The organism is Streptomyces sp. NPDC031670 (assembly GCF_055580545.1).
In genome coordinates this window covers 230,093-252,721 of sequence record NZ_JBVILC010000002.1, presented here as the reverse complement: position 1 = coordinate 252,721, position 22,629 = coordinate 230,093, and the positions used below count along the sequence as shown (strand labels likewise).

Genomic DNA, 22,629 nt, shown 5'->3' with positions numbered 1-22,629 from the left:
CGCATGAGGCTGCCCTCGCCAGCGGATACAGTCGGCCCATGACCAAGTGGGAATACGCGACCGTGCCCCTTCTCGTGCACGCGACCAAGCAGATTCTGGACACCTGGGGCGAGGACGGCTGGGAGCTGGTCCAGGTCGTCCCCGGGCCGAACAACCCCGAGCAGCTGGTGGCCTACCTGAAGCGGGAGAAGGCATGAGCGGCGCGGGTGCGGCTGCGGGTGTGGCGGAGGCGAAGCTCGCCGAGCTCGGCCTGACGCTGCCGGAGGTCGTGCCGCCGCTGGCCGCGTACCAGCCGGCCGTGCGGTCCGGTGTGTACGTGTACACGGCCGGGCAGCTGCCGATGGTCGAGGGCAGGCTGACGCTGACGGGCAAGGTCGGGGCGGAGGTCACGGCCGAGGAGGCGAAGGACGCGGCGCGGGTGTGCGCGTTGAACGCGCTCGCGGCGGTGAAGTCCGTGGTGGGTGATCTCGACCGGATCGTGCGCGTGGTGAAGGTCGTGGGGTTCGTCGCCTCGGCGAGCGACTTCACGGGCCAGCCGGGCGTGATCAACGGGGCGAGTGAGCTTCTGGGTGCGGTCCTGGGTGACAAGGGTGTGCACGCCCGTAGCGCGGTGGGGGTGGCGGTGCTGCCGCTGGACGCGCCGGTCGAGGTCGAGATCCAGGTCGAGGTCGAGCCCGCGTAGGTTCTGGCCCGGGGTTCGTCTGCGGGTGGTGGTGGGTTGCTCGCGCAGTTCCCCGCGCCCCTGAAAAGACGTGTTCGTCTGCGGGTCGTGCCGGGTTGCTCGCGCAGTTCCCCGCGCCCCTAGGGGGCTGTGGCTCGGCTCTGTTCTCTGGATCCGCCGGGCCCCCTCAGGGGCGCGGGGAACTGCGCGAGCAGCCAGCCACGGTCCGCAGACGAAGGCCGCCCCACAGCGGCGCTAGCCGCAGCCGCAGGACTTGCGGATCACCAAGCGGGACGGGAACTGCTTCAGGCGTTCGCGGCGGGAGCCCGCCACCCGGAGCCCGTCGTCCAGGACCAGGTCCACCGCCGCGCGGGCCATCGCGGGGCGGTCGGAGGCGACCGTGGTGAGGGGCGGGTCCGTCAGACCCGCCTCCTTCACGTCGTCGAAGCCCGCCACCGCCAGCTCCCCCGGCACATCGATCCGCAGCTCGCGCGCCGCGCGGAGCACACCGATCGCCTGGTCGTCCGTGGAGCAGAAGATCGCCGGGGGCCGGTCCGGCCCGGACAGGAGGTCGAGGGCGACCCGGTACGCGTCGTACCGGTTGTAGGGCGCCTGGAAGAGCCGCCCCTCCGTCGGTCGCCCGGACTCCAGCATCGCCCGCCGCCAGCCCTCCACATGGTCGGCCACCGGGTCGCCGACCGCCGGGGTCGACTCGACCCCGCCGAGGCACGCCACGTACGCGTGACCGTGTTCGAGGAGGTGGCGGGTGGCCAGCTGGGCGCCGCCGATGTCGTCGGTGACGACGGCCACGTCGTCGATCGCCTCCGGGCGTTCGTGGAGGAGCACCACACGCGCGTCCCAGGCGTCGATCTCGGCCGCCGCGCGCTCGCTGGGACCCTGGCTGACCAGGATCAGACCGGCGACGCGCATCCCGAGGAACGCCCGCAGATAGTGGACCTCGCGGTCGTCCAGATAGTCGGAGTTGCCGACCAGGACCATTTTCCCGCGCTCGGCCGCCGCCTGCTCCACCGCGTGCGCCATCTCCGCGAAGAACGGCTGGCGCGCGTCCGGGACGATCATGCCTATGAGGTCCGTGCGCCGGGAGGCCATCGCCTGGGCAACCCGGTCGGGCCGGTAGCCCAGCTCCTTGATCGCGGCGAGTACCCGCTCGCGCGTGGCCGGGGCGACCGGCCTCGGTCCGTTGTTGATGACATAGCTGACGACCGCGGTCGACGTACCCGCAAGTCTCGCCACATCATCCCGCGTCACCTTGGCCACGAGCGGGAGTCTACGCGGGGTGACCTACCTCTGGGCAGGGCGTACGGAGGCTTCCTCCGGCTCCGTGGCGGCCGGGACCGGTGGGGAGGCCACGGATCGCTCGGCCGACTTGGCGCCGGCTTCCGCCGCCGCCTTCGCCTTGGCCTCTTCGGCCGCCCGTTCGACCTTCTCGGGGGTGACGAACCGGTACCCGACATTCCGGACGGTGCCGATCAGTGACTCGTGCTCGGGGCCGAGCTTGGCCCGCAGCCGCCGTACGTGGACGTCGACCGTCCGCGTACCGCCGAAGTAGTCGTAGCCCCAGACCTCCTGGAGCAGCTGCGCGCGCGTGAAGACCCGGCCGGGGTGCTGGGCGAGGTACTTCAGGAGCTCGAACTCCTTGAAGGTCAGATCCAGGACCCGGCCCTTGAGCTTCGCGCTGTACGTCGCCTCGTCCACGGAGAGGTCGCCGTTGCGGATCTCCATGGGGGAGTCGTCGGAGGTGATCTGCTGCCGGCCCATCGCCAGCCGCAGCCGCGCCTCGACCTCGGCGGGGCCCGCGGTGTCCAGGAGCACGTCGTCGATGCCCCAGTCGGCGGTGACGGCGGCGAGGCCGCCCTCGGTGACCACCAGGATCAGCGGACAGCCGGGCCCGGTGGAGCGCAGCAGCTGGCAGAGGGAGCGGACCTGTGGAAGGTCGCGGCGGCCGTCGACGAGGATCACGTCGGCGCCGGGGGTGTCGACCAGGGCCGGGCCCTCGGCGGGGGCCACCCGCACGTTGTGCAGGAGCAGGCCGAGCGCGGGGAGCACCTCCGTCGACGGCTGGAGGGCGTTGGTCAGGAGCAGCAACGAGCTCATCGCGCCCCACCTGCCCGGGTCGTCGTCGGTTTCTTCGGTTCGTGCACGGATTGCTCGCCCATGACGTCGGTTCCTCCTCGGTCCCTGCGAGGACGTTTACGGCACTGCGCATCCACAAGGCTCCCGCGCCCTGAGAGCCTTTGTTCACCTGCTCGTAACAACGATCAGGAAACGCAAAAGGACCCGGGGGCTGCGCTGCCCGGATCCTCTGCCCAGCAGAATAGCCCACATGAGTTCCGGGGCAGAGGGCCGATTTCACACTGTGGATGTTTCCTCGATCACCAGGGGACCGCGGCGCGCCACTCTTCGCACCTCGGACGGGGTGTCGGTGGAGGCCGTCCACGACCCCTGCGCGGCGGGCGGGGCGGACACCGCGATCGTGGTGGCGCACGGCTTCACGGGCTCGGTGGACCGGCCCGCGGTGCGGCGGGCGGCGGGGGTGTTCGCCCAGTACGCGGGCGTGGTCACGTTCTCGTTCCGGGGCCACGGCGGCTCCGGCGGGCGCTCCACGGTCGGCGACCGCGAGGTGCTCGACCTGGCGGCGGCGGTGGAGTGGGCGAGATCACTCGGCTACGCGCGCGTGGTCACCGTCGGGTTCTCCATGGGCGGCTCGGTGGTCCTGCGGCACGCGGCGACGCACAAGGGGCTCATCGGGGCACGGACCGACGCGGTGGTGTCCGTCAGTGCGCCGGCCCGTTGGTACTACCGGGGGACGGCCCCCATGCGGCGGCTGCACTGGATGGTGACCCGGCCCGCCGGGCGCCTGGTCGGACGGTTGGGCTTCGCCACCCGGATCGACTCCCGCCCGTGGGACCCGGTGCCGCTCTCGCCGGTCGAGGCGGTCCCGCTGATCGCGCCGACCCCAGTGCTGATCGTCCACGGCGACCGCGACCCGTACTTCCCGCTCGACCACCCCAGGATGCTGGCCGCCGCCGGGCCCGCGCAGTTGTGGCTGGAGGAGGGCATGGGGCACGCGGAGAACGCGGCCGGTGAGGCTCTGCTGCGCCGGATCGCGCAGTGGCTGTCGGTGGCGTAGCCCATCATGGGGGACGACGAAAGGAGGGTCGCCATGGCAGCGGGAACCATCCGCTTCTGGGCCGCGGCCAAGTCCGCCGCGGGTGTCGCGGAGGAGCCGTATGCGGCGGCCACGCTGGCCGAGGCGCTGGACGGAGTGCGCGAGCGGCACCCCGGTGAGCTGACCCGTGTGCTGCTGAGGTGTTCGTTCCTGGTCGACGGGAACCCCGTCGGGACCCGCGGGCATGAGACCGTACGGCTTGCCGAGGGCGGCACGGTCGAGGTGCTCCCGCCGTTCGCAGGAGGGTGACCCCCACGTCATGAGCGATCAGCAGTACCCGCATCCGTACGAAGAGCCCTATCCGCGGTTCGACCAGTACGGGCAGCCGGTCCAGCAGTACCAGCAGCACCACGAGCCGCAGCAGCCGCAGCAGTACCAGGAGCCGCAGCAGTCTCAGCAGGCCCAGCAGCCGCAGCAGTACGACGCGTATCAGCAGTACGAGCAGCAGTACGAGCAGTACGACCAGTACGGGCAGCCCTTGCAGCATCAGCAACAGCATCAGCAGCCCGCGCAGCAGCAGTTCCCGCACGACGCCTCGTACCAGGAGCAGCAGCGGTACACGCAGACGTGGGAGGGCCAGACCTGGGACACCCAGTACCAGCCCCTGGTCCAGCCGCAGGAGCAGGCGCAGCCCCAGCCGGACCGGCAGCAGTACGCGCAGCAGCAGCCCGTGCCCCAGCAGCAGCCCGCGCAGCAGCAGTACGCGCAGGCGTACGCCCAGCCCGCCGCCGACGACACCGCGTACCCCTCGCCGCGGACGGGGTCCGTGCCGCTGCCCCCGGAGGCGCCGGCGCCCGAGCCTGAGCCGGCCGCCGCGCCCATGGGCGACGAGGACGGCCCCGGCTACGGCTCGCCCACCACCGTCGGCAACACCCGGATCACGGACGCCCAGCGGGCCCGCGCCGAGGGCCGCTCGCCGATCATCGCGCCGGGGATGCGCCCCGCGGCCCTCACCGCCGTCCTGGGCGCGCTCCTCGCCGCCGCGTCCGGCGTCGGGCAGTACGCGCTGGTGGTGCCGCTGGTGCTGCTCCAGGCCGTCACGGCCGCGGGCTGGTTCCGGCTCAACGGGATGTGGCCCGCCCGGCAGGGCATCGCCCTCGCCTTCCTCGGCGGCCTGGTCGCGGACGCGGCCCTGCTCGCCGTCGGCGACGAGCACGCGCCCGCCGCGATCCTGGGCACGCTCGGGGTGTGGGTGCTGCTCACGCTGGTGCTCCAGCTGCGCAGCCACGCCGACCCGGACGAGCGGATGTACGGCCTGATGGCGACCGTGGCCTCGGCGGCGCTCGCGATCCTGGCCGCCGGCTACCTCGCGGCGATCCCGCACGCGGTGGCGGTGGGCGCGGTGGCGGTGGCCGTCGCCGTCCCGGCCCGCGCGCTGCCGCTGCCCGCCCCGGTCTCCGTCGCGGTCGCGCTGCTCGCGGCGGCGGGCGCGGGGATCGTGGTCGGCCGGCTGACGGACGTGGGCGCCTCGGGCGCGCTGCTCGGCCTCGCGGCGGGTGTGTGCGCGCTGATCGGACTGCGGGTGGCCAGCTACGACTACCCGTCGCGGTTCGTCCATATGACGGCCGGCGTGGCGCTGCCGCTGACCGCGGCTGTTCCCGCTCTGTATCTGATCGGTCGAGTGATCGGGTAATTCCGGGAGTTAGGCTCGCAGGGTCAACGACCAGCGTGGGGGGACTCGTACGCAATGCGCGCACTCCGGATTTGGCTCATCGTCGCGGTGGTTCTCGGCGGCCTCTTCGTCGCCGCGGACCGCATCGCGGTGAACGTCGTCGAGTCGAAGGTGGCCGACAAGATAAAGAGCAGTCAGGGGCTGCGGGAGACCCCTGACGTCTCGATCAACGGCTTCCCCTTCCTCACCCAGGCGATGGGCAAGGAGTTCGACGAGGTCGACGTGAAGCTGGGCGGGGTCACCGCGACGGCCGACGGCCACTCGGTCAACGTCACCGAGGTCCGCGCCAAGCTGCACGACGTGAAGGTCAACAGCAGCTACTCCTCCGCCACGGCGGTACGGGCGGACGGCTCGGCGCGTATCTCGTACGCGGATCTGACGAAGTCCGCGCCCAAGGGCGCCACGGTCGGCTACGCCGGGCCGGAGCGGGCGGCCAAGGGGCAGGTGCAGGTGAGCGGGCCGCTCGCGGACCTGCTGGAAGGGGCGGGCGTGCAGGTCCCGGCCAGCCTGAAGGTGCTGCTCGCGGGGCGGACGGTCAGCGAGTACAGCACGGTCACGACGGACGGGGGCGCGACCGTGCGGGTGCGGTCCTCGGAGCTGCCCAAGCTGCCGGTGCCCGGCTTCGACGCGAAGCTGCGCAAGGTCCTCGACTACGACCTGAAGATCGAGGGTCTGCCCCGGGGGATCAAGCTGGACAAGGTGAGTGCGGTGCAGGACGGGCTGCGGTTCTCCGGGACCGGGACGAACGTCGCGCTGGCGGGCTGATTCCCGGGTGCGCTGACTTCCGCCGAGGGCCGGCGCGGGCCGGACGGGGGCTGGGCCCGCCCATGGCGGAGGCGCGCCAGGACACGGCCTGCGCGGCCCCGAGGCCCGGATGGTGAGACGGCGGTGTCCGGCAGGCAGATACCCGCCGTGGCGAAGGCGTCCGTGCACCGCCGGGGAGCGGGTCCGAAGGGCTTCCGTCCCACTATCCGGATGATCGTGTCTCAAAATGCGACACACCGGTGACATGGCCGCCCGTCCGTCCCTACGATCGGACCCATGCAGAGCTATTCGAGCGTCCTCCGACCGCGGGGACAGGCGGATCTCACGAAGCGGCGGGCAGTCGACCTGTGCCGCGTCGCCGCCATGCTCTGTCGCCACGTCTGACCGGGACCCGTCCCTCTCTGTGAAGAGACGGCAACTCCCGTGTTCCCCGGGCCCGTTGAACGTTTCTTCAGGGCCACCCCCGTGCCGAGGCAACGCCCCGCCCGCTCGCGTGGCGTACCCCCGCACCTCCGCACCACCCGCCGCACCTGCCCCGGAGGAGAACCCGCATGAGCCGCAGCGACGTCCTGGTAGACGCCGACTGGGTCGAGGCCCACATCGACGACCCGAAGGTCGCCATCGTCGAGGTCGACGAAGACACCTCGGCCTACGAGAAGAACCACATCAAGAACGCGATCCGGATCGACTGGACCAAGGACCTCCAGGACCCGGTCCGCCGTGACTTCATCGACCAGGAGGGCTTCGAGAAGCTCCTGTCGGCGAAGGGCATCGCGAACGACACGACCGTCGTCCTCTACGGCGGCAACAACAACTGGTTCGCCTCGTACGCCTACTGGTACTTCAAGCTCTACGGCCACGACAGCGTCAAGCTGCTCGACGGCGGTCGCAAGAAGTGGGAGCTCGACTCCCGCGACCTGGTCGACGGTTCGCAGGTGCCCTCCCGCCCGGCCACCTCCTACCAGGCCAAGCCGCAGAACACCGCCATCCGCGCCTTCCGTGACGACGTGGTGGCGGCGATCGGCGCGCAGAACCTGGTCGACGTGCGCTCGCCCGACGAGTTCAGCGGCAAGCTGCTCGCCCCGGCCCACCTCCCGCAGGAGCAGTCGCAGCGCCCGGGCCACGTGCCCAGCGCCCGCAACATCCCGTGGTCGAAGAACGCCAACGACGACGGCACCTTCAAGTCGGACGACGCGCTGAAGGAGCTGTACGCGGCGGAGCAGGTCGACCTGGCCAAGGACACCATCGCGTACTGCCGCATCGGCGAGCGCTCGGCCCTGACGTGGTTCGTGCTGCACGAGCTGCTCGGCGTCGAGAACGTCAAGAACTACGACGGCTCGTGGACCGAGTACGGCTCCCTCGTCGGTGTGCCGATCGAGCTCGGCGCCAACAAGTAACCCCGCACAGCCCGGCCCCCCGAGAACACAGACCGTAAGGAAGAACCATGTGTGGAGCGAAGGCAGGCGGCCCCGACGCCTCGACGATCAAGCCCGGTGAGACCACCATCCAGGGTCAGGTGACCAAGGACGGCGAGCCCGTGGTCGGCTACGTCCGGCTGCTGGACTCGACCGGCGAGTTCACCGCCGAGGTCCCGACCTCGGCGACGGGCCAGTTCCGCTTCTACGCGGCCGAGGGCACGTGGACGGTGCGGGCCCTGGTGCCCGGCGCGACCGCGGACCGCACGGTCGTGGCGGAGACCGGCGGACTCGCCGAGGTCGCCATCGCCGTCTGACGACGGGCACGTACCGGCCGGAGGGCCGCACCCCAGGGGGTTGGACGCTTACCTGGACCGGGTGCGGTCCTCCGTGCCGTTTCCGGCCGGCCGGTACGGTCGTACGCTGGATTCATGTTGGCCCGACGCCGGCGCGAGTACTTCTGGATGATGGGCGGATGCCTGGTCCTGTTCGTGTCCGCCTGGGGCTTCGTGCGGCTGTGGTCCGTCCCGGCCGCGGTCGCCATGTGCGTGGTCGCCATGGTGATCCCACCGGTCGCGGCGATGGTGGCGAACCGGCGCGGCCCGGACGACCGCTGGTGGGACGACCCGTCCGGGGACCCGAAGTCCGACGAGTGGTGGGACGAGCTGGACGGCAAGAAGAAGTACTGAGCGGACCGGCGTGGGGCGCGGGGCCCGGGGCGGGCCGCCCGCCCACGGCTGCCGGTACGCGCCCGTGCCGTCCGTACTCATAGACCCGTCCGTCCTAATAGACCAGCGCCTGCGTCTCCTCCGCCATCGCCTCCTGGACGAAGACCTGCGCCCCGGCGATCCGGGCGCCCGCGATCAGGTCCGCCTCGGTGATGTCCCGCCGGGCCGCGCACTGCGTGCACACCGTGATCGTGCCGCCGCCCGCCAGGATCCCGTCGATCAGGTCCGGCAGCGGGGCCGCGTGCGGCAGCGTGAACTCGGCCGCCCGCCCCGGCAGCGCGAACCACGACGACTCGCCGGTCAGCCAGAGCGAGACCTCGATCCCACTGGCGACGGCGACCGCCGCCACGGTGAACGCCTGCGAACACCGCTCGGGGGCGTCGGCCCCCGCGGTCACCTTCAGTACGAGCTTTTTGGCCATAACCCGAACTGTAATGCGCGCCCCTACAACCCCTCCGGTCACCGGCGAGTCAGTTCTGTGCACGGGCGATCGGGCCCGTACCGAGGTCTCGTGGGGGGACCCTTTGGAGACGACACACGAGCCGCGCCCCCGGCGCGGCCGTACACCGCTGCTCATCGCGGGCGGCGCGCTGCTCGGCGTGGTGGCCGGGCTCTGCACCGGCTACGCGGTGCAGGCGAGCGGCGCGCCGACGCCGCTGCCGCCGCTCTCGCAACCGGTGCTCGCCCAGGCGAAGGGCAGGGCGCCCGCGCCGCTCTCCGCCGCGCGCGACCGCAAGGCGGCGACCGACGGCGATCTGCGGACCATGCTGCTGAAGCGGCCCGCCGGGGCATCGGACATCGAGAGCCCGGAGGGGCACGACGGCTGGATGTCCATGACCGAGTACGCGCAGCAGTTCACCCGCCCGGCCCAGGCCTTCGCGAATCTGCTGAGCGAGGAGTTCCGGCGCGCGGCCGTGGCCGACTGGCGCGAGGGGGGACTCGACGTACGGATCCGGCTGATCCAGTTCCGCGACGAGCGCGCGGTCGCCTCACAGGAGGTTCTGGACGACCAGCACAAGTGGGCGGGCAGGGACAGCGGCCACAGCACGGCGATCCCGGGCTCCGGCAACGGCCGCCTCTACACCGGCGGCGACCTGGACTCCCGGGGCCGCCACCGGGCGGAGGCCTTCGCGCGGCGCGGGAACGTCTACATGGAGGTGTGGCTCGACAGTGACGAGCCGATCGCTCCACAGAAGGCCATGGACCTGGCACGGCGGCAGTGGGAGCGGATGTGAACGGGAGCGGCGGAAGACGGCGGGGTGTCGCGCTCGCGGTGGGCGGGGCGCTGTTCGCGCTGGTCGCGGGCGGGGTCGGTGCCACGGCCGTCGTGGTGGACCGGGCCGACCGGGCGCCGGGCGCGCCGGACTGGACGTTCCCGTCGAGCGGCCCGGAGGCCGCCGGCGCCGACCGGAAGGACCCGGCCACCGGGTCCGGCGCTCCCGCCTCGGAGCTGTCGCGGATGCTGGTGCCGCTGGGCACCGACGGATACAGCCGGGGGCCCGACATCGACGGCTTCGGCGCCGACGCCGATCTGACCGGCGCCCAGGCGGTGGCGCTGCGCAAGGACGCCCTGCGCGGCCTGCCGTCCGCCCAGCGGCGCAGGATGGCGGAGGTGATCGACAAGGAGCGCGTCAAGGGGATGGCGATGCGCAGTTACGTCAGCACCGACGACGCGCCCGTCTCCGCGCCCGCCGCCGACGCCGCGTTCACGGTCGAGATCGTGCTCTCGCGGATGGAGAACACCCGGGCCGTTCGGGGGCTGGCCACGTTCCAGAACGCGTTCTTCGACTCCCTGGACTTCCTGCGCAAGGGCCCCGAGGTCAAGGGGCACAAGGAGGCCCGGTGCTTTCTGGGTCCCGACGAGAAGGACGAGAAGCTCGACATGATGATCTGTTCGGCCTACCGGGGCGAGATCCTGGTGAGCGCCGTGGCGGAGGGCCCCAAGCCCCTGAACGCCAGGGGCGCCGCGCTGCTGCTGAGCAAGCAGCTGGACCGGATCGGCGCCCCCGGGGAGTCGGTGTGAGCGAGCCCGGGGCGCAGCCCCCCGAAGCCGGCCCGCGGGCCCCTGAGGCCGAGCCCGGCACCGACCCTGGCACCGACCCCGGCACCGACCCCGGTTCCGACCCCCGCCCCCGCCCCCGCAGGGCCCGTGCCGTTCTTCGCTGGGCCGCCGCCGTCCTCGCCTTCCTCTCCGTCGGCGCCGGCACCGCGTACGCCGTCGTGGACCGCACCCGTACCGACGTGCCGGGGCTCGCCACCGAGTCGGACGGGCGGTGGCGGTATCCCGAGATCGCGCTGCCGCCGCTGCCCGCCGGCGCGCCCCGGCCGCTCGCGGCCTCGAACACCGCGCAGACGCACTACGCCGATCTGCGCGCGCTCGTCCTGCCCGCCCCCGAGGGCGCCAGGCCCGACCCCGCGCTGAAGGGGGACGACGGCTGGCTGCCGACCTCGGTCTTCCTCGCGCAGTACGAGAAGGAGGACCGGGCGGCTTTCGGCCAGTCGCTCGTCGACAACGGGCTGCGGCACATCGCGGCCCGGGGCTGGGTGATGCCCGACGGCACCCGGAGCCGGATCTTCCTGCTCCAGTTCGACACGCACGCCCTGGCCGAACGGGTGCAGTCGCGGGACGTCACCCGCTACAGCACGCCGTACCACGCGCTCATCGGCGCCCACTACGCCGAGCTGGACCAGTCGTTCCCGATCGAGGCCCAGGTCGAGGGCGTCTCCCGCTATCCGTACGACGAGGTCCAGCCGTACGGGGCGGAGCAGCTGCGCCAGGCGTACGTGCTCGCGGGCGACGTCCTCGCCCTCGTCGTCCAGTCCCGTCCCGGCACCGCGAAGGCCGTCCCCTTCGAGCAGACCGTCGTCCTCCAGAACCAGCTGCTCGGCTGACGGGGCGCACCTCACAGAGAAGGCCGTGGCCGAACCCATTAGGCTGGGGTTCGGCCCTTTACTGCCCACACGCTCATCCGAGGAGCACCCCGTGCTTGAGGCTTTCTTCGAAACCCTGCTGGTCCTGGTCTGCGTCGGTGTCCTCGCCTTCGCAGCTCTGGCCGTGAAGAAGCTGTACCAGGGCCAGCGCTGAACCGCGCCCCAGCCGCAGACGTAACGAAAGACTGATCGAAGCCTCATGATCGAGATCCCGTCCGACCTGAACCCGGACCTCGTCCCCCTCGCGTTCCTCCTCGGTACCTGGGAGGGCGCGGGTGTCACCGACTTCCCGGGCGCCGAGAAGGCCAATTTCGGCCAGTCCGTCACCTTCAGCCACGACGGCCGGGACTTCCTGGAGTACGTCTCGCACTCCTGGATCCTCGACGCCGACGGCAACAAGGTGAAGCCGCTGGAGACCGAGTCCGGCTTCTGGCGCATCGACAAGGACCGCAAGGTCGAGGTCGTCATGGTCCGCGACCAGGGCGTCGTGGAGATCTGGTACGGCGAGCTCGCCGACCAGAAGCCGCAGATCGACCTGGTCACCGACGCCGTCGCGCGCACCGCCGCCTCCGGTCCGTACACCGGCGGCAAGCGTCTGTACGGATACGTCAAGAGCGACCTCATGTGGGTCGGCGAGAAGGCGACCCCCGAGGTGGAGCTGCGGCCGTACATGTCCGCGCACCTCAAGAAGGTCGTCACGCCCGAGGAGGTCGCGGCGATGGCCCGGGGCCTGGGCGACCTGCCGGACGACGGGATCGCCTTCTTCAAGTAGGAAGACCGATACCGCCCCGTACGGAGATCCGGGGGAGATCCGTTCCGCGCGGGGGCAATCCCGCGGTGGCTCCTACACTGGGCGTGTGGTGACCACCGACTGGCAGAGCGACCTCCGCAAGCGCGGGTACCGGCTGACCCCCCAGCGCCAGCTCGTGCTGGAGGCCGTCGACGTACTGGAACACGCGACGCCCGACGACATCCTCACCGAGGTGAGGAAGACGGCGGGCGGCGTGAACATCTCCACCGTGTACCGGACCCTGGAGCTCCTGGAGGAGCTGGGTCTGGTCTCGCACGCCCATCTGGGACACGGCGCCCCGACCTATCACCTGGCCGACCGCCACCACCACATCCATCTCGTCTGCCGGGACTGCACCTCGGTGATCGAGGCGGACGTGGACGTGGCGGCGGAGTTCACCGCGAAGCTGTGCTCGACGTTCGGCTTCACGACGGACATGAAGCACTTCGCGATCTTCGGCCAGTGCCAGGACTGTGCCAAGAACGCCGCCCAGGACGCCGCCGGGGACGCGAGCACCGCGTCGTAGGCTTGCTGTCATGCAGCGACATTCCACGATGAGCCCTCTGCTGGCCCTGCCCGGCGCCGTCCCCGCCGAGGGACCCGACGAAGGTGTCGCCGCGCACTACGGCGACCTCTTCCGCGAGCAGCGCGCCCTCGCCGCCGGCACCGGCCTCGTCGACCTCTCGCACCGAGGCGTCATCACCGTCACCGGCGACGACCGGCTGAGCTGGCTGCACCTGCTGCTGACCCAGCACGTCAGCGATCTGCGGCCGGGCCTGGCCACCGAGGCGCTGATCCTCTCCGCGCACGGGCACATCGAGCACGCGCTCTACCTCGTCGACGACGGGACGACGGTGTGGGCGCACGTCGAGCCCGGTACGCAGGACGAGCTCGTCGCGTACCTGGAGTCGATGAAGTTCTTCTACCGCGTCGAAGTCGCCGACCGTACGGCGGAGTTCGCGGTGGTGCACCTGCCCGCCGGATCGATCGCGCAGCCGCCCGCGGGCACGGTGGTCCGGGAGACCTCGCACGGGCGGGACCTGTTCCTGCCGCGCGAGGAGCTGGCGGCCTTCGCCGCCGAGGAGGGCCCCGCGATCGGGATCCTGGCGTACGAGGCCCTGCGGGTCGAGGCGCACCGGCCCCGGCTCGGCCTGGAGACCGACCACCGCACCATCCCGCACGAGCTGGGCTGGATCGGCACCGCCGTGCACCTCCAGAAGGGCTGCTACCGGGGCCAGGAGACGGTCGCGCGCGTCCACAATCTGGGGAAGCCGCCGCGCCGGCTGGTCTTCCTGCACCTGGACGGCAGCGATGTGCTGCTGCCGGGGCACGGGACGCCGCTGCGGGTCGCCGCGGACGGCGCGGAGGGCCGCCAGATCGGCTTCATCACCACGTCGGCCCGCCACCACGAGCTGGGGCCCATCGCGCTGGCGCTGGTGAAGCGGAACGTGGCGGTGGACGCGGAGCTGCTGGCGGGGAACACCGCCGCCGCACAGGAGGTCGTGGTCGAGCCGTAGTCCCTCGCGGGGCCCCGCCGGGGCGCACCGCCGTGGGGGGCCGGCCGTACGCGGGTCGGGGGCTACACCTCCACCAGCACCGTGAACGGGCCGTGGTTGGTCAGGGACACCCGCATGTCCGCGCCGAAGCGGCCCGTCTCCACCGTCGCGCCGAGCTCGCGCAGCCGCGCCACCACCTCGTCCACCAGCGGCTCGGCCACCTCGCCGGGGGCCGCCGCGTTCCAGGTGGGGCGGCGGCCCTTGCGGGCGTCGCCGTAGAGGGTGAACTGGGAGACGACCAGCAGCGGGGCGCTCACGTCCGAGCAGGACTTCTCGCCCTCCAGGATCCGCACCGACCACAGCTTCCGGGCCAGTTGCGCGGCCTTCTCGGGGGTGTCCCCGTGGGTCACCCCGACCAGGACGCACAGGCCCTCGCCCGTGATCTCGCCGACCGTCTCGCCCGCCACCACGACGCTCGCGCCGTCGACCCGCTGTACCACCGCTCGCATGGAACCAACCTATTCCACGCACCAATCCGGCCCCACGGGGGCCGAACGGGTGGTGCGGGTCTGCATATGCACCACGGGGAGTGGCACGATGCTGACAGTCGGTGCGCCCCATCCCGCACCGGTCGAGGGGACGGTTAAGACACATGAGCACTCCTGGCGCCGGGCAGCAGTCGCCCGGCCCCGTTTCGCTGATCCGGACGAGCGCGTCGGCCGGGCGGGTGGCCGTGTCGCGACCACCCGTACAGCGTGCCGGTGACCACCTCTCCGTACCCACGGAGCACGATCTGACCGCGCTGCGGCTGCCGGAGCTGCGCGGGCTGCGCCGCCGGTCGCAGAGCGACGAGGCCGACCTCAGCTATGTGCGGCGGCTGCTGCACGGCCGTATCGACATCCTGCGGGCCGAGCTCGCCCGGCGCACCGGACCGCACACGCCCGTCGTGGAGCGGCTCTCCGAGATCCTGGCGGACGCGCCCTCGCCGCACCGCGCCTCCGCCCGCCACGTCACGCTCTCCACGCCGCGCAGCGCCGAGTACCGGCGCCTGGCGGCCGAGATGGACGCGGAGGTCCAGCTCTCCGACCTCGACGCCCGCACCGACGAGGAGCTGCACACCGCCATGGGGCGCCTGATCCGGTACGAGCAGCATGTCTCGCGGCGCCGCCAGCACCTCCAGCGGACCGCCGACGATTGCAGCGCGGAGATCGCCCGCAGGTACCGTGAAGGGGAAGCACAAGTAGACGACCTGCTCATCTGACCGACGAATCGAAGGTCACCGGGCGGTCCAGCCCCGGAAGGCCTGCGCCATGAGCACCGACACCGTCATATCCCCGGTCCTCGCCGAAGTCGTTCGTTCCGGTTTCGTCGAGGGCCACCATCGGGGCTCGCTGGTGGTGCTGGGGGCCGACGGCGGCGTGGAGTTCGCGCTCGGCGACCCGGCGGCGCCGGTCTTCCCGCGCTCCAGCAACAAGCCCATGCAGGCCGCCGCCGTGCTGCGGGCCGGGCTCGACCTCACCGGGGAGCGCCTGGCGCTCGCCGCCGCCAGCCACTCGGGCGAGGGCTTCCACCTGGACCTGGTCCGCAAGATGCTCGCCGAGCACGGGCTCACCCCGGACGACCTCCAGACCCCGCCCGACCTGCCGCTGGACCCGGCCGAGGCCGAGACGTACCTGGCGGCCGGCCAGGTCCGCGACCGGGTCACCATGAACTGCTCCGGCAAGCACGCGGCCATGCTCGCCGCCTGCCGCCTCAACGGCTGGGACGAGCGGTCCTACCTCGACCCCGCCCACCCGCTCCAGCGCCTCGTCCACGACGGGGTGGAGGCGGCGGCGGGCGAGCCGGTGGCGACGGTCGGCACGGACGGCTGCGGGGCGCCCCTGATGGCGATCAGCCTGACGGGTCTGGCCCGCGCCTTCCGTACGTTCGTCCTGGCCGACCCCGGGACGCCGGAGCGCCGGGTGGCGGACGCGATGCGCGCGCACCCCGAGTACGTGGCGGGCACCCGCCGCCCCGACACCTGGCTGATGCGCGAGGTGCCCGGGGTGCTGTCCAAGATGGGCGCGGAGGCGGTGCAGGCGGTGGCGCTGCCGGACGGCCGGGCGCTCGCCTTCAAGGTCGACGACGGCGCCGCCCGCGCGCTGGGCCCGGTCCTGGCCCGCGCCCTGCGGCTGCTGGGCGTGGACGGCCCGGTCGTGGAGCGCATCGGCAGCGCGCCGCTGCTGGGCGGGGCCGAGCGGGTGGGGGAGGTACGGGCGGCGTTCTAGCGCCTCCCGGGCCCCGGAAATTGGCGCGACAGACGGGCCGGGGCGTGCCTAGCGTGGCGGCCATGAGCCCGACGCGTCCTGACGGCGCCCCCGTGCCCGTACCCGCCCCCGCGCCCGCCCTCGACCCCTCCCTCGAACTGCGCCCCGTCACCGAAGCCGAGTTCGCCGACTGGCTGCGTGCGGTGAACATCGGTTTCCTCCGGCCGCCGGCGGTGAGCGAGAACGACCGGGCGGCCCGGCTGGCCAACAGCGACCTCTCGCGTACGCAGGGCGTCTTCGACCGGGGCCGCTGTGTGGCGACCTTCCGCTCGTTCGCCCAGGAGCTGACCGTGGTGGGCGGCGCGGCCGTCCCGTCGAGCGCGGTCACCAACGTCGTCGTCGCCCCGACCCACCGTCGGCGCGGCCTGCTCAGCCGGATGATGGAACGCGACCTGAGGGCGGCGAAGGAGCGCGGCGACGTCGTCTCGTCACTGATCGCCGCCGAGTACCCGATCTACGGCCGGTACGGCTACGGCCCCGCCACCTGGACCGCCGAGTGGGAGATCGACACGGGCCGGGCGGGCCTGGACCCGCGCTGGTCGGGCCCCGAGGACGGCGGCCGTATCGACCTCGTCGCCTCCGAGGACGTACGCAAGCTGGGCCCCGAGCTCTTCGAGCGCTTCCGCTCCCGGCAGCCCGGCGCGGTCACCCGCGACACGCGCTGGTGGGACCTGAGCACGGGCGCGGCCACCCGCGACGACCACCCCTGGAGCGAGCCGTTCTGGGCGGTCTACCGCTCGGCGGCGGGCGAGGTGGAGGGCCTGGCCGCCTACCACGCGGACGAGACGTGGACCGACGCCAAGCAGCCGCTGAACACCGCGACGGTACGCCAGCTGTTCGGCCTGAACCCGGCCGCCGAGCGCGCCCTGTGGCACTTCGTCTGCTCGATCGACTGGATAGCCAGGGTCCGCACCGGCTACCGCGCCCCCGACGACCTGCTGCCCCTGCTCCTGCCGGACCCGCGCGCGGCCCGGATGGTGACGCACGCGGACTTCCTGTGGCTGCGGGTGCTGGATGTCGTACGGGCCCTGGAAGCGCGTACGTACGCGACGGCGGGCACCCTGGTCCTGGAGGTCACGGACGCGTCCGGCCTGGCCTCGGGCCGCTACCGCCTGGACGCCGACGCCTCCGGCGCGTCCTGCTCCCGCACGACGTCGTCCCCGGATCTGACCCTGGACGTACGGGAGTTGGGGGCGCTGTACCTGGGAGACGAGTCGGCGGTACGACTGGTCGCGCTGGGCCGGGCCGCCGAGGAGACGGCGGGGGCAGCGGCACGGGCGGACGCCCTCTTGCGGACGGGGCGGCGGGCTTGGTGCCCGGACATGTTCTGAGAGCGGCGGGCGGGGTCACTTGTCGGTCTTCTGCGGGATGAGCGCGGCCAGGACGGCAGCCGCGCCGATGAGACTGAAGGTGGTCTCGCCGGTCTGCTGACCGACGGTCAGCAGGACGATTCCCAGGCTGCCGACGACACCGAGCCGGTGGTGGACCAGCTTCTCGGCGGCGATGACGGCGAGGGCGAGCAAGAGAGCGGTCATGGGCATGGAGTCCCTCCCCCGAGAGGTCCGCCTGGCGGAGGTTCCGCGCGAACTTCACCAAGTTGGCGGACAACTTGGTGAAGTTGTCCCGCTACCTCAAGAGCCATAAACCAACTTCAGAACAACTCCCTTTGGCTGTCGGATAGTTGTAGCGTGCGGGTGTGACGTCGGAACCTGAGGTGACGGACGACGGCGATGCCAGGCGCACGCCCGATGATGTGGCCGCCTCGCTGCGGGCCCGGATCCGGGCGGGTGAGCTCAAGGTGGGGGACAAACTGCCCACCCAGGCCTGGCTGGTGGAGCACTACGGGGTGGAGCGGACGGTGGTGCGCCAGGCCCTGCTGCAACTGCACGGCGAGGGGCTGATCACCGAGGGCCGCAAGGGCGCCCCGGCGCGGATCGCCAGCGCCGCGCCGGCCCCCGTCCGCCCCGCGGACGAGGAGCCGAAGCGGACGGCGGCCGTGCTGAGCCCCCGGGTGGCGGAGGCGTTCCGGGCCGAGGAGGTGCGGATCGACGCGGTGTGCCTGACCACGGAGACCCTCAACCTGGCGCTGGGCGAGCCGCTCGCCGCCATCCACGCGGGGGTGTTCCGCCCGGCCTCGGTCCACGTCCGCGTCCTGCTGCCGGACCGGGGCATCAACCTGGCCTTCCCCCGGCCCGTGCGCCGCTCGGCGGCCGACGACCGGCTGGTCCACGAGCGGTGGCTGAGCCAGCGCAACACCCAGGGCATCGTCCTGCGGGACAACCTGGAGGCGCTGCACATCGTCGAGGGGATCGACGTCCACATCGAGTTCCAGGCGCTGCCGCTGACCTCGCCGATCAAGCTGTATCTGCTGAACGGCTCCGAGGCGCTCTTCGGCTACTACGACATCACCGAGCGCGAGCAGCAGATCGCCGACACGTCCGTGGAGATCTTCGACTCGCTCGGCAACCAGTCGATGCTGTTCCAGTTCCTGCGCAGCGCGGGAGCGCGGGACGCGGCCTTCGTGGACCGTTCGCAGCGGTGGTTCGACAACCTCTGGGAGACCATCACCACCAGCCTCGACCTCGGGCGCTGAGGAAAGGCGCGCCCGCGAAGTGGCGGCGGGCAATGGGAAGTTGCGTGGACGGGGCAGTATGGGGGACGGGGTGACGCTATTCTGCCCTCCTCCTTGACGGACGGAGTGCTGTGGACGACCCGCACGATCTCCTCGACGCCGCCCAATGCGTCATCTTCGACTTCGACGGGCCCGTGTGCGATCTCTTCGCGAAATACACCGCGGCGGATGTGGTGGAGGACCTCTGCGAATGGCTGGAACGGGTCCTTGACGCGAGTGTCCCGCCCGGCGAGTTCGCGGCGGATCCGCTCGGATATCTCGGCCTGGTCGAGCGGAGCCTGCACGGCGGACGGTGGGTGCGAGAGCTGGAGAAACGTCTCACTGAACAAGAGGAACGCGCTGCGGAGTCGGCCCAGCCGACGGAGGGAGCAGCCGACCTGATACGGGAACTCGACGCCCTGGAGACCCGGCTCGGCATTGCCACCAACAATTCCGCCGAAGCGGTGGGGGCCTATCTCAGACGCATGGATCTGACCGAGAGTTTCGGCACGCACGTCCACGGCCGCGGGGCCGACATCGCCAAGCTGAAGCCGGACCCGGACTGCCTGCTGCGGGTCCTCGGCTCGACGGGGTCCGCGCCGGAGGAGGCCGTCATGATCGGGGACTCGGAGAAGGACCTCGGCGCCGCCGCCCGGCTCAGGGTGCCGTTCATCGCCTTCGTGCCGCACGCCAGGGAGAGCCGGGAATCCGGCGAACACGATCCTGAGAGCCGATGGTACGAGCGAGTGCCGGTCGTCGAGTCCCTCGGTGAGCTTCTGAGCAGGTGAGGGGGCCGGCGCCGGGGCGGCACGGGTCTACCGAGGCACCGGTCCGCACGACACCCCGGTCGAAAAAACCGGATCCGCGCCTTCCGGCACCGGTGGCCCTGTAGCGTCCCGCTCCGGCCCCTCTGTCCTCCCGCGGCACGACCCGCGCCGCACTCTAAGGCTCGCGATGGCAACGGAAACGTCCCCGGCACGGCTGACGGCGGCCGGGCTCAGCCGGGACGGCGACCGGGGGGTGACCGGCCCGCTCCAGGGGCACCACCACGAGGCGTACGCGATCGTGCTCCCGCCGGGGCACCCGCTCGGCGCGGACTACACGCGCGGAAAACTGCGGGTGCGCCGGGAGAACCTGCGCTGGTTCGACCGGCGTACTTTCGCCTCCGAGGAAAAGCTTCTGATGGCACTCAGGGGCCGCGTTTCCCGTATTCCCCGATGCGTCGAATTCACCGAGGGGCTGTTCCTCCAGGGTTTCGTCGAAGGACGCACGCTCCCTCGTGCCCGATTCGGGCTCGGCCGCCTCTCCGGCCGCCACGTACGCCAGCTCGGTGAGTTATTCGGGCAGCTGGCCACCATCAAGCACGGGGAACTCTCCCTGGAATTGCTGCCCGAGGAGCCACAGGGCCCCGAGGGCGGTTCCCGGCCACCGGTCCGGGACGGGGACAGCGCCGGCTTTCTCGGCAGGCTGATCGACTTCACGCAGTTCCAGGTCTACGGCAAGCATGTCGGCGAGTTCGGTGCGCTATTCGAAGGCCTGAATGTTTCGGCCACCTCGCTGAAAGGGCTGCGGGAACGGTCCGTGGAGTTGACCGAGCGGCCGTTCTCCCTCGTCCACGGCGATCTGCACCGCCGGAACCTGATCGTCGACGCCGCCGGTGATCTCTGGTTCATCGACTGGGAACTCGCCATGATCGGCGACCCGTTGTACGAGCTGGCGACCCATCTGCACCTGATGGACTACCCCGAGTGCGACGCGCGGCGGGTCAAGAGGGTGTGGCGCGAGGCGGTCGAGGCCGCACGGCCCGGTGCCTGCGACGGCTGGGAGCGGGACCTGCCGCAGCTGCTGGCGTTCAAGCGGGCGCAATCGGTCTACACGGACGTGATCCGTACGGCCGTGGCGCTGATGGCGGGCGCGGGTGCGCTGGCTCTGGTGGCGGGCGCGGTCGCGGGCTCGCCGGGAGCCACCGCCGGGCCGGGCCCGAGGTGTCTGCGGCTGGCCCGGGCGGCGGGCAGGATCCAACGGGTGCTGGCCGGGGCGAAGGAGGCCCTCGGCCTGCCCGCGGTCCCCACCCGCGCCCGGATCCGGGCGGTGTACGGGGACTGGCTGCGGGAGTGGGCCGAACGACGGGGGTAGGAGGGCCGCCCACTCCCGCACGCACGCGTCGGCGGCCCCTCACCCCTGCGGCCCGAGCACCCCCCTGCTCTGAAGCACTCCGCTTACGCTCCCGCTCGGGCGCTCCTGCTCGGGCGCTCCCGCGATGAAACGCCCCGCACCCCCCCACCCCCTACGCCCTGAGCAGCACCTTCCCCACAACCCCCCGCCCCTCGACAGCCGCATGAGCCTCCCCCGCCCGCTCCAGCGGGTACACCGCGCCGATCACCGGGCGCAGCCGGCCCGCCGCCGCCTCCGCCAGGGCGCGGGTGGCCAGGGTGACGCGACGGTCGGGGGTGAGCTGGACGTCCGCTATGCCGAGTACCGTGACGGACCGGGCCGCCGCCCGGTCCGGGTCGATGGGCGCGAAGCCCCGGCCCGTGGGGGCGCCGTGGGCCGAGAAGCGGCCCCCTTCGGCCGTCAACGGGAAGGCCGCCGCGCCGAGTTCGCCGCCCACACCGTCCAGGACCACGTCCGCGCCCGTCCCGCGCAGCACCTCGGCCGCCCGCTCCGGCCAGTCGGGGGACGCCGCGTCCACGACCTCGTGGGCGCCCAGGTCCCGTACCAGCGCCAGCTTCTCGTCGCCCCGCGCCACCCCCACCACCCGCGCGCCCCGCGCACGGGCCAGCTGGACCAGGAGCGTGCCCATGCCTCCGGACGCGCCCGTGATCAGGACCGTCTCGCCCGCCTTCAGGGCCGTCAGCTCCAGCAGGGCCAGTGCGGTCACCGCGTCGTGGATCAGCGCCGCCGCCTCCCGCAGGCCCAGTCCCTCGGGGACCGGGACGAGGTGGGCGGCGGGGACGGCCGCCAGCGAGGCGTAGCTGCCGGCGTCCACGGCGGCGATCACCCGCCGCCCCGCCCACACCGCCGCGTCGACCCGCGCCCCGGTCGCCGTCACCGTGCCCGAGACACCGCCGCCGGGCACGTACGGCGGCCGGACGTCGAAGTACTCGCCGAACGCGCCCGCCCGTATCTGTGTATGTACGAAGAGCGTGTCCACGTGGTCGACCGCGACCAGCACCTCGTCCGGTCCGGCCACCGGGTCCGGCAGCTCCACCGGAACCAGTACCTCCGGGCCGCCGAACTCCCTCACCTGTGCCGCGCGCATACCGCTCACCCATCCCCGTCGTTTGCCGTTTCCTTGATCCGGTCCTTGATCCGGAGTCTTCGGCCTCAAGCGCGGTTGAGGTCAAGCGCGGGCCGCCCCGCCTCCCCGTACGCTCACCCCATGGGTTTGCGGGAACGGAAGAAGCAGCAGACGTACCAGGCCGTCTCGGACGTGGCGATCGCCCTCTTCCTGGAGAAGGGCTTCGACAACGTGCCGGTCGCGGAGGTGGCCGCCGCCGCCGGGATCTCCAAGCCGACCCTCTTCCGCTACTTCCCGGCCAAGGAGGATCTCGCGCTGCACCGGTTCTCCGACCACGAGGACGAGGCCGCGCGGGTGGTCGCCCAGGGGCGTACGGAGGGGCTCGCGCCGCTGCCCGCCCTGCGCCGCCACTTCCTGGCGGGGCTCGACGGCCGCGACCCGGTGACCGGGCTGAACGACGATCCCCGGGTGCGCGCCTACCACGGGCTCCTCTACGGCACGCCCAGCCTGGTGGCGCGGCTGTTCGCCTACCAGAGCCGGGCCGAGGGCGCCCTGGCGGCGGCCCTGGGCACGGACATCGGGGCGCGCCTCGCGGCCGGTCAGATCATCGCCGTCCAGCGGATCCTCGCGGACGAGAACTGGCGCCGCATCCAGGCCGGCGAGAGCGCCGAGGAGGTGTACGGGGACGCGGTGAGGACGGCGGAGGAGGCGTTCGCGCAGCTCAGGGAGGGGTTGGAGCGGTACGCCTGAGGGGTTGGGGCCGGGGGCCGGCGGCCGTGTGGCGCCGGGGCGCCCGGGGGTCGGGGGGCCCATGGGAGAGGCC

Annotated in this window: 29 protein-coding genes; 23 read left to right on the top strand and 6 right to left on the bottom strand. The window is 72.2% G+C overall.

The genetic code is table 11. The features are described from left to right. The first annotated feature begins 38 nt into the window (after positions 1 to 38). A complete protein-coding gene (locus ACZ5ID_RS05190) occupies positions 39 to 197 on the top strand; it encodes a DUF4177 domain-containing protein (protein WP_003967454.1) in 159 nt (52 codons plus the stop codon). Beyond that, entirely contained in the window at positions 194 to 682 is a 489-nt protein-coding gene (locus ACZ5ID_RS05185) for a RidA family protein (RefSeq protein WP_468893584.1), read from the top strand. Before ACZ5ID_RS05190 ends, ACZ5ID_RS05185 begins: the two co-directional genes overlap by 4 nt. A 234-nt stretch (positions 683 to 916) precedes the next feature. Here the strand turns inward: ACZ5ID_RS05185 and ACZ5ID_RS05180 are convergent, their stop codons facing one another. Further along, positions 917 to 1,939, bottom strand: a complete 1,023-nt coding sequence (locus ACZ5ID_RS05180; protein WP_468893582.1) for a LacI family DNA-binding transcriptional regulator — start codon at positions 1,937 to 1,939, stop codon at positions 917 to 919. Between the two features lie 24 nt (positions 1,940 to 1,963). Beyond that, positions 1,964 to 2,776 (bottom strand): response regulator transcription factor, encoded by an 813-nt coding sequence (locus tag ACZ5ID_RS05175; protein ID WP_468893579.1) that lies wholly within the window; start codon positions 2,774 to 2,776, stop codon positions 1,964 to 1,966. Positions 2,777 to 3,005: 229 nt separating this feature from the next. Between ACZ5ID_RS05175 and ACZ5ID_RS05170 the strand changes: the two genes are divergently transcribed. From ACZ5ID_RS05170 to ACZ5ID_RS05135, 8 genes are all read left to right on the top strand, one after another. Continuing rightward, on the top strand, positions 3,006 to 3,812 hold the full coding sequence (locus tag ACZ5ID_RS05170) for an alpha/beta hydrolase family protein (protein ID WP_468893577.1): 807 nt from the start codon (positions 3,006 to 3,008) through the stop codon (positions 3,810 to 3,812). Positions 3,813 to 3,845: 33 nt separating this feature from the next. After that, on the top strand, positions 3,846 to 4,100 hold the full coding sequence (locus ACZ5ID_RS05165; RefSeq protein WP_468893575.1) for a MoaD/ThiS family protein: 255 nt from the start codon (positions 3,846 to 3,848) through the stop codon (positions 4,098 to 4,100). Between the two features lie 10 nt (positions 4,101 to 4,110). After that, the gene (locus ACZ5ID_RS05160; RefSeq protein ID WP_468893572.1) at positions 4,111 to 5,484 is read left to right on the top strand and encodes a hypothetical protein; all 1,374 of its coding nucleotides are present in this window, start codon (positions 4,111 to 4,113) and stop codon (positions 5,482 to 5,484) included. 54 nt (positions 5,485 to 5,538) lie between these two features. Next, entirely contained in the window at positions 5,539 to 6,288 is a 750-nt protein-coding gene (locus tag ACZ5ID_RS05155; RefSeq protein ID WP_468893570.1) for an LmeA family phospholipid-binding protein, read from the top strand. A 276-nt stretch (positions 6,289 to 6,564) separates the two neighbouring features. Further along, positions 6,565 to 6,672: a putative leader peptide gene (locus ACZ5ID_RS05150; RefSeq protein ID WP_373979218.1), complete on the top strand. Its 108-nt coding sequence runs from the start codon at positions 6,565 to 6,567 to the stop codon at positions 6,670 to 6,672. A 167-nt stretch (positions 6,673 to 6,839) separates the two neighbouring features. Then, positions 6,840 to 7,685, top strand: a complete 846-nt coding sequence (locus ACZ5ID_RS05145; RefSeq protein ID WP_468893567.1) for a sulfurtransferase — start codon at positions 6,840 to 6,842, stop codon at positions 7,683 to 7,685. 47 nt (positions 7,686 to 7,732) lie between these two features. Next, positions 7,733 to 8,020, top strand: a complete 288-nt coding sequence (locus tag ACZ5ID_RS05140; protein ID WP_468893564.1) for a DUF1416 domain-containing protein — start codon at positions 7,733 to 7,735, stop codon at positions 8,018 to 8,020. Between the two features lie 114 nt (positions 8,021 to 8,134). Next, positions 8,135 to 8,392 (top strand): DUF3099 domain-containing protein, encoded by a 258-nt coding sequence (locus tag ACZ5ID_RS05135; protein ID WP_344080574.1) that lies wholly within the window; start codon positions 8,135 to 8,137, stop codon positions 8,390 to 8,392. A gap of 94 nt (positions 8,393 to 8,486) precedes the next feature. On the opposite strand, the gene ACZ5ID_RS05130 is transcribed toward ACZ5ID_RS05135, so the two are convergent. Next, positions 8,487 to 8,852, bottom strand: coding sequence for a DsrE family protein (locus ACZ5ID_RS05130; protein WP_468893562.1), 366 nt, complete (start codon positions 8,850 to 8,852; stop codon positions 8,487 to 8,489). Between the two features lie 103 nt (positions 8,853 to 8,955). Between ACZ5ID_RS05130 and ACZ5ID_RS05125 the strand changes: the two genes are divergently transcribed. The 6 genes from ACZ5ID_RS05125 (at position 8,956) to ygfZ (ending at position 13,669) form a co-directional block, all read left to right on the top strand. Continuing rightward, a complete protein-coding gene (locus tag ACZ5ID_RS05125; RefSeq protein ID WP_468893560.1) occupies positions 8,956 to 9,666 on the top strand; it encodes a hypothetical protein in 711 nt (236 codons plus the stop codon). Then, positions 9,663 to 10,454 carry a hypothetical protein gene (locus tag ACZ5ID_RS05120; RefSeq protein WP_468893558.1) on the top strand — a complete coding sequence of 264 codons (792 nt, stop codon included), beginning with the start codon at positions 9,663 to 9,665 and terminating at the stop codon, positions 10,452 to 10,454. The genes ACZ5ID_RS05125 and ACZ5ID_RS05120 overlap by 4 nt, the downstream gene beginning before the upstream one ends. Further along, entirely contained in the window at positions 10,451 to 11,323 is an 873-nt protein-coding gene (locus ACZ5ID_RS05115; protein WP_468893556.1) for a hypothetical protein, read from the top strand. Before ACZ5ID_RS05120 ends, ACZ5ID_RS05115 begins: the two co-directional genes overlap by 4 nt. Positions 11,324 to 11,561: 238 nt before the next feature. After that, positions 11,562 to 12,134: a heme-binding beta-barrel domain-containing protein gene (locus ACZ5ID_RS05110; RefSeq protein ID WP_468893554.1), complete on the top strand. Its 573-nt coding sequence runs from the start codon at positions 11,562 to 11,564 to the stop codon at positions 12,132 to 12,134. An 85-nt stretch (positions 12,135 to 12,219) separates the two neighbouring features. After that, complete coding sequence (locus tag ACZ5ID_RS05105) at positions 12,220 to 12,678, top strand: Fur family transcriptional regulator (RefSeq protein WP_468893552.1); 459 nt, start codon at positions 12,220 to 12,222, stop codon at positions 12,676 to 12,678. Positions 12,679 to 12,688: 10 nt separating this feature from the next. Beyond that, entirely contained in the window at positions 12,689 to 13,669 is a 981-nt protein-coding gene (gene ygfZ, locus ACZ5ID_RS05100) for a CAF17-like 4Fe-4S cluster assembly/insertion protein YgfZ (RefSeq protein ID WP_468893550.1), read from the top strand. Between the two features lie 62 nt (positions 13,670 to 13,731). On the opposite strand, the gene dtd is transcribed toward ygfZ, so the two are convergent. Further along, a complete protein-coding gene (dtd, locus tag ACZ5ID_RS05095; protein ID WP_468893548.1) occupies positions 13,732 to 14,157 on the bottom strand; it encodes a D-aminoacyl-tRNA deacylase in 426 nt (141 codons plus the stop codon). Positions 14,158 to 14,300: 143 nt separating this feature from the next. On the opposite strand from dtd, the gene ACZ5ID_RS05090 reads away from it, so the two are divergent. From ACZ5ID_RS05090 to ACZ5ID_RS05080, 3 genes are all read left to right on the top strand, one after another. Then, the gene (locus ACZ5ID_RS05090; RefSeq protein ID WP_468893546.1) at positions 14,301 to 14,909 is read left to right on the top strand and encodes an RsiG family protein; all 609 of its coding nucleotides are present in this window, start codon (positions 14,301 to 14,303) and stop codon (positions 14,907 to 14,909) included. 49 nt (positions 14,910 to 14,958) lie between these two features. Next, positions 14,959 to 15,915 carry an asparaginase gene (locus ACZ5ID_RS05085; RefSeq protein WP_468893544.1) on the top strand — a complete coding sequence of 319 codons (957 nt, stop codon included), beginning with the start codon at positions 14,959 to 14,961 and terminating at the stop codon, positions 15,913 to 15,915. 62 nt (positions 15,916 to 15,977) lie between these two features. Further along, entirely contained in the window at positions 15,978 to 17,285 is a 1,308-nt protein-coding gene (locus ACZ5ID_RS05080) for a GNAT family N-acetyltransferase (RefSeq protein ID WP_468893542.1), read from the top strand. A gap of 15 nt (positions 17,286 to 17,300) precedes the next feature. Here the strand turns inward: ACZ5ID_RS05080 and ACZ5ID_RS05075 are convergent, their stop codons facing one another. After that, entirely contained in the window at positions 17,301 to 17,489 is a 189-nt protein-coding gene (locus ACZ5ID_RS05075) for a hypothetical protein (RefSeq protein ID WP_468893540.1), read from the bottom strand. Between the two features lie 161 nt (positions 17,490 to 17,650). Here ACZ5ID_RS05075 and ACZ5ID_RS05070 point away from each other — a divergent pair, with 161 nt between their 5' ends. The 3 genes from ACZ5ID_RS05070 (at position 17,651) to ACZ5ID_RS05060 (ending at position 20,701) form a co-directional block, all read left to right on the top strand. After that, positions 17,651 to 18,547 (top strand): winged helix-turn-helix domain-containing protein, encoded by an 897-nt coding sequence (locus ACZ5ID_RS05070; protein WP_468893538.1) that lies wholly within the window; start codon positions 17,651 to 17,653, stop codon positions 18,545 to 18,547. 110 nt (positions 18,548 to 18,657) lie between these two features. Next, positions 18,658 to 19,353, top strand: a complete 696-nt coding sequence (locus ACZ5ID_RS05065) for an HAD family hydrolase (RefSeq protein WP_468893535.1) — start codon at positions 18,658 to 18,660, stop codon at positions 19,351 to 19,353. A gap of 166 nt (positions 19,354 to 19,519) precedes the next feature. Then, positions 19,520 to 20,701, top strand: a complete 1,182-nt coding sequence (locus ACZ5ID_RS05060) for a phosphotransferase (RefSeq protein ID WP_468893533.1) — start codon at positions 19,520 to 19,522, stop codon at positions 20,699 to 20,701. A 151-nt stretch (positions 20,702 to 20,852) separates the two neighbouring features. Here the strand turns inward: ACZ5ID_RS05060 and ACZ5ID_RS05055 are convergent, their stop codons facing one another. Next, positions 20,853 to 21,827 carry a zinc-binding dehydrogenase gene (locus ACZ5ID_RS05055; protein ID WP_468893531.1) on the bottom strand — a complete coding sequence of 325 codons (975 nt, stop codon included), beginning with the start codon at positions 21,825 to 21,827 and terminating at the stop codon, positions 20,853 to 20,855. A 120-nt stretch (positions 21,828 to 21,947) separates the two neighbouring features. Here ACZ5ID_RS05055 and ACZ5ID_RS05050 point away from each other — a divergent pair, with 120 nt between their 5' ends. Further along, positions 21,948 to 22,556, top strand: coding sequence for a TetR family transcriptional regulator (locus ACZ5ID_RS05050; RefSeq protein ID WP_468893529.1), 609 nt, complete (start codon positions 21,948 to 21,950; stop codon positions 22,554 to 22,556). Positions 22,557 to 22,629 lie beyond the last annotated feature (73 nt).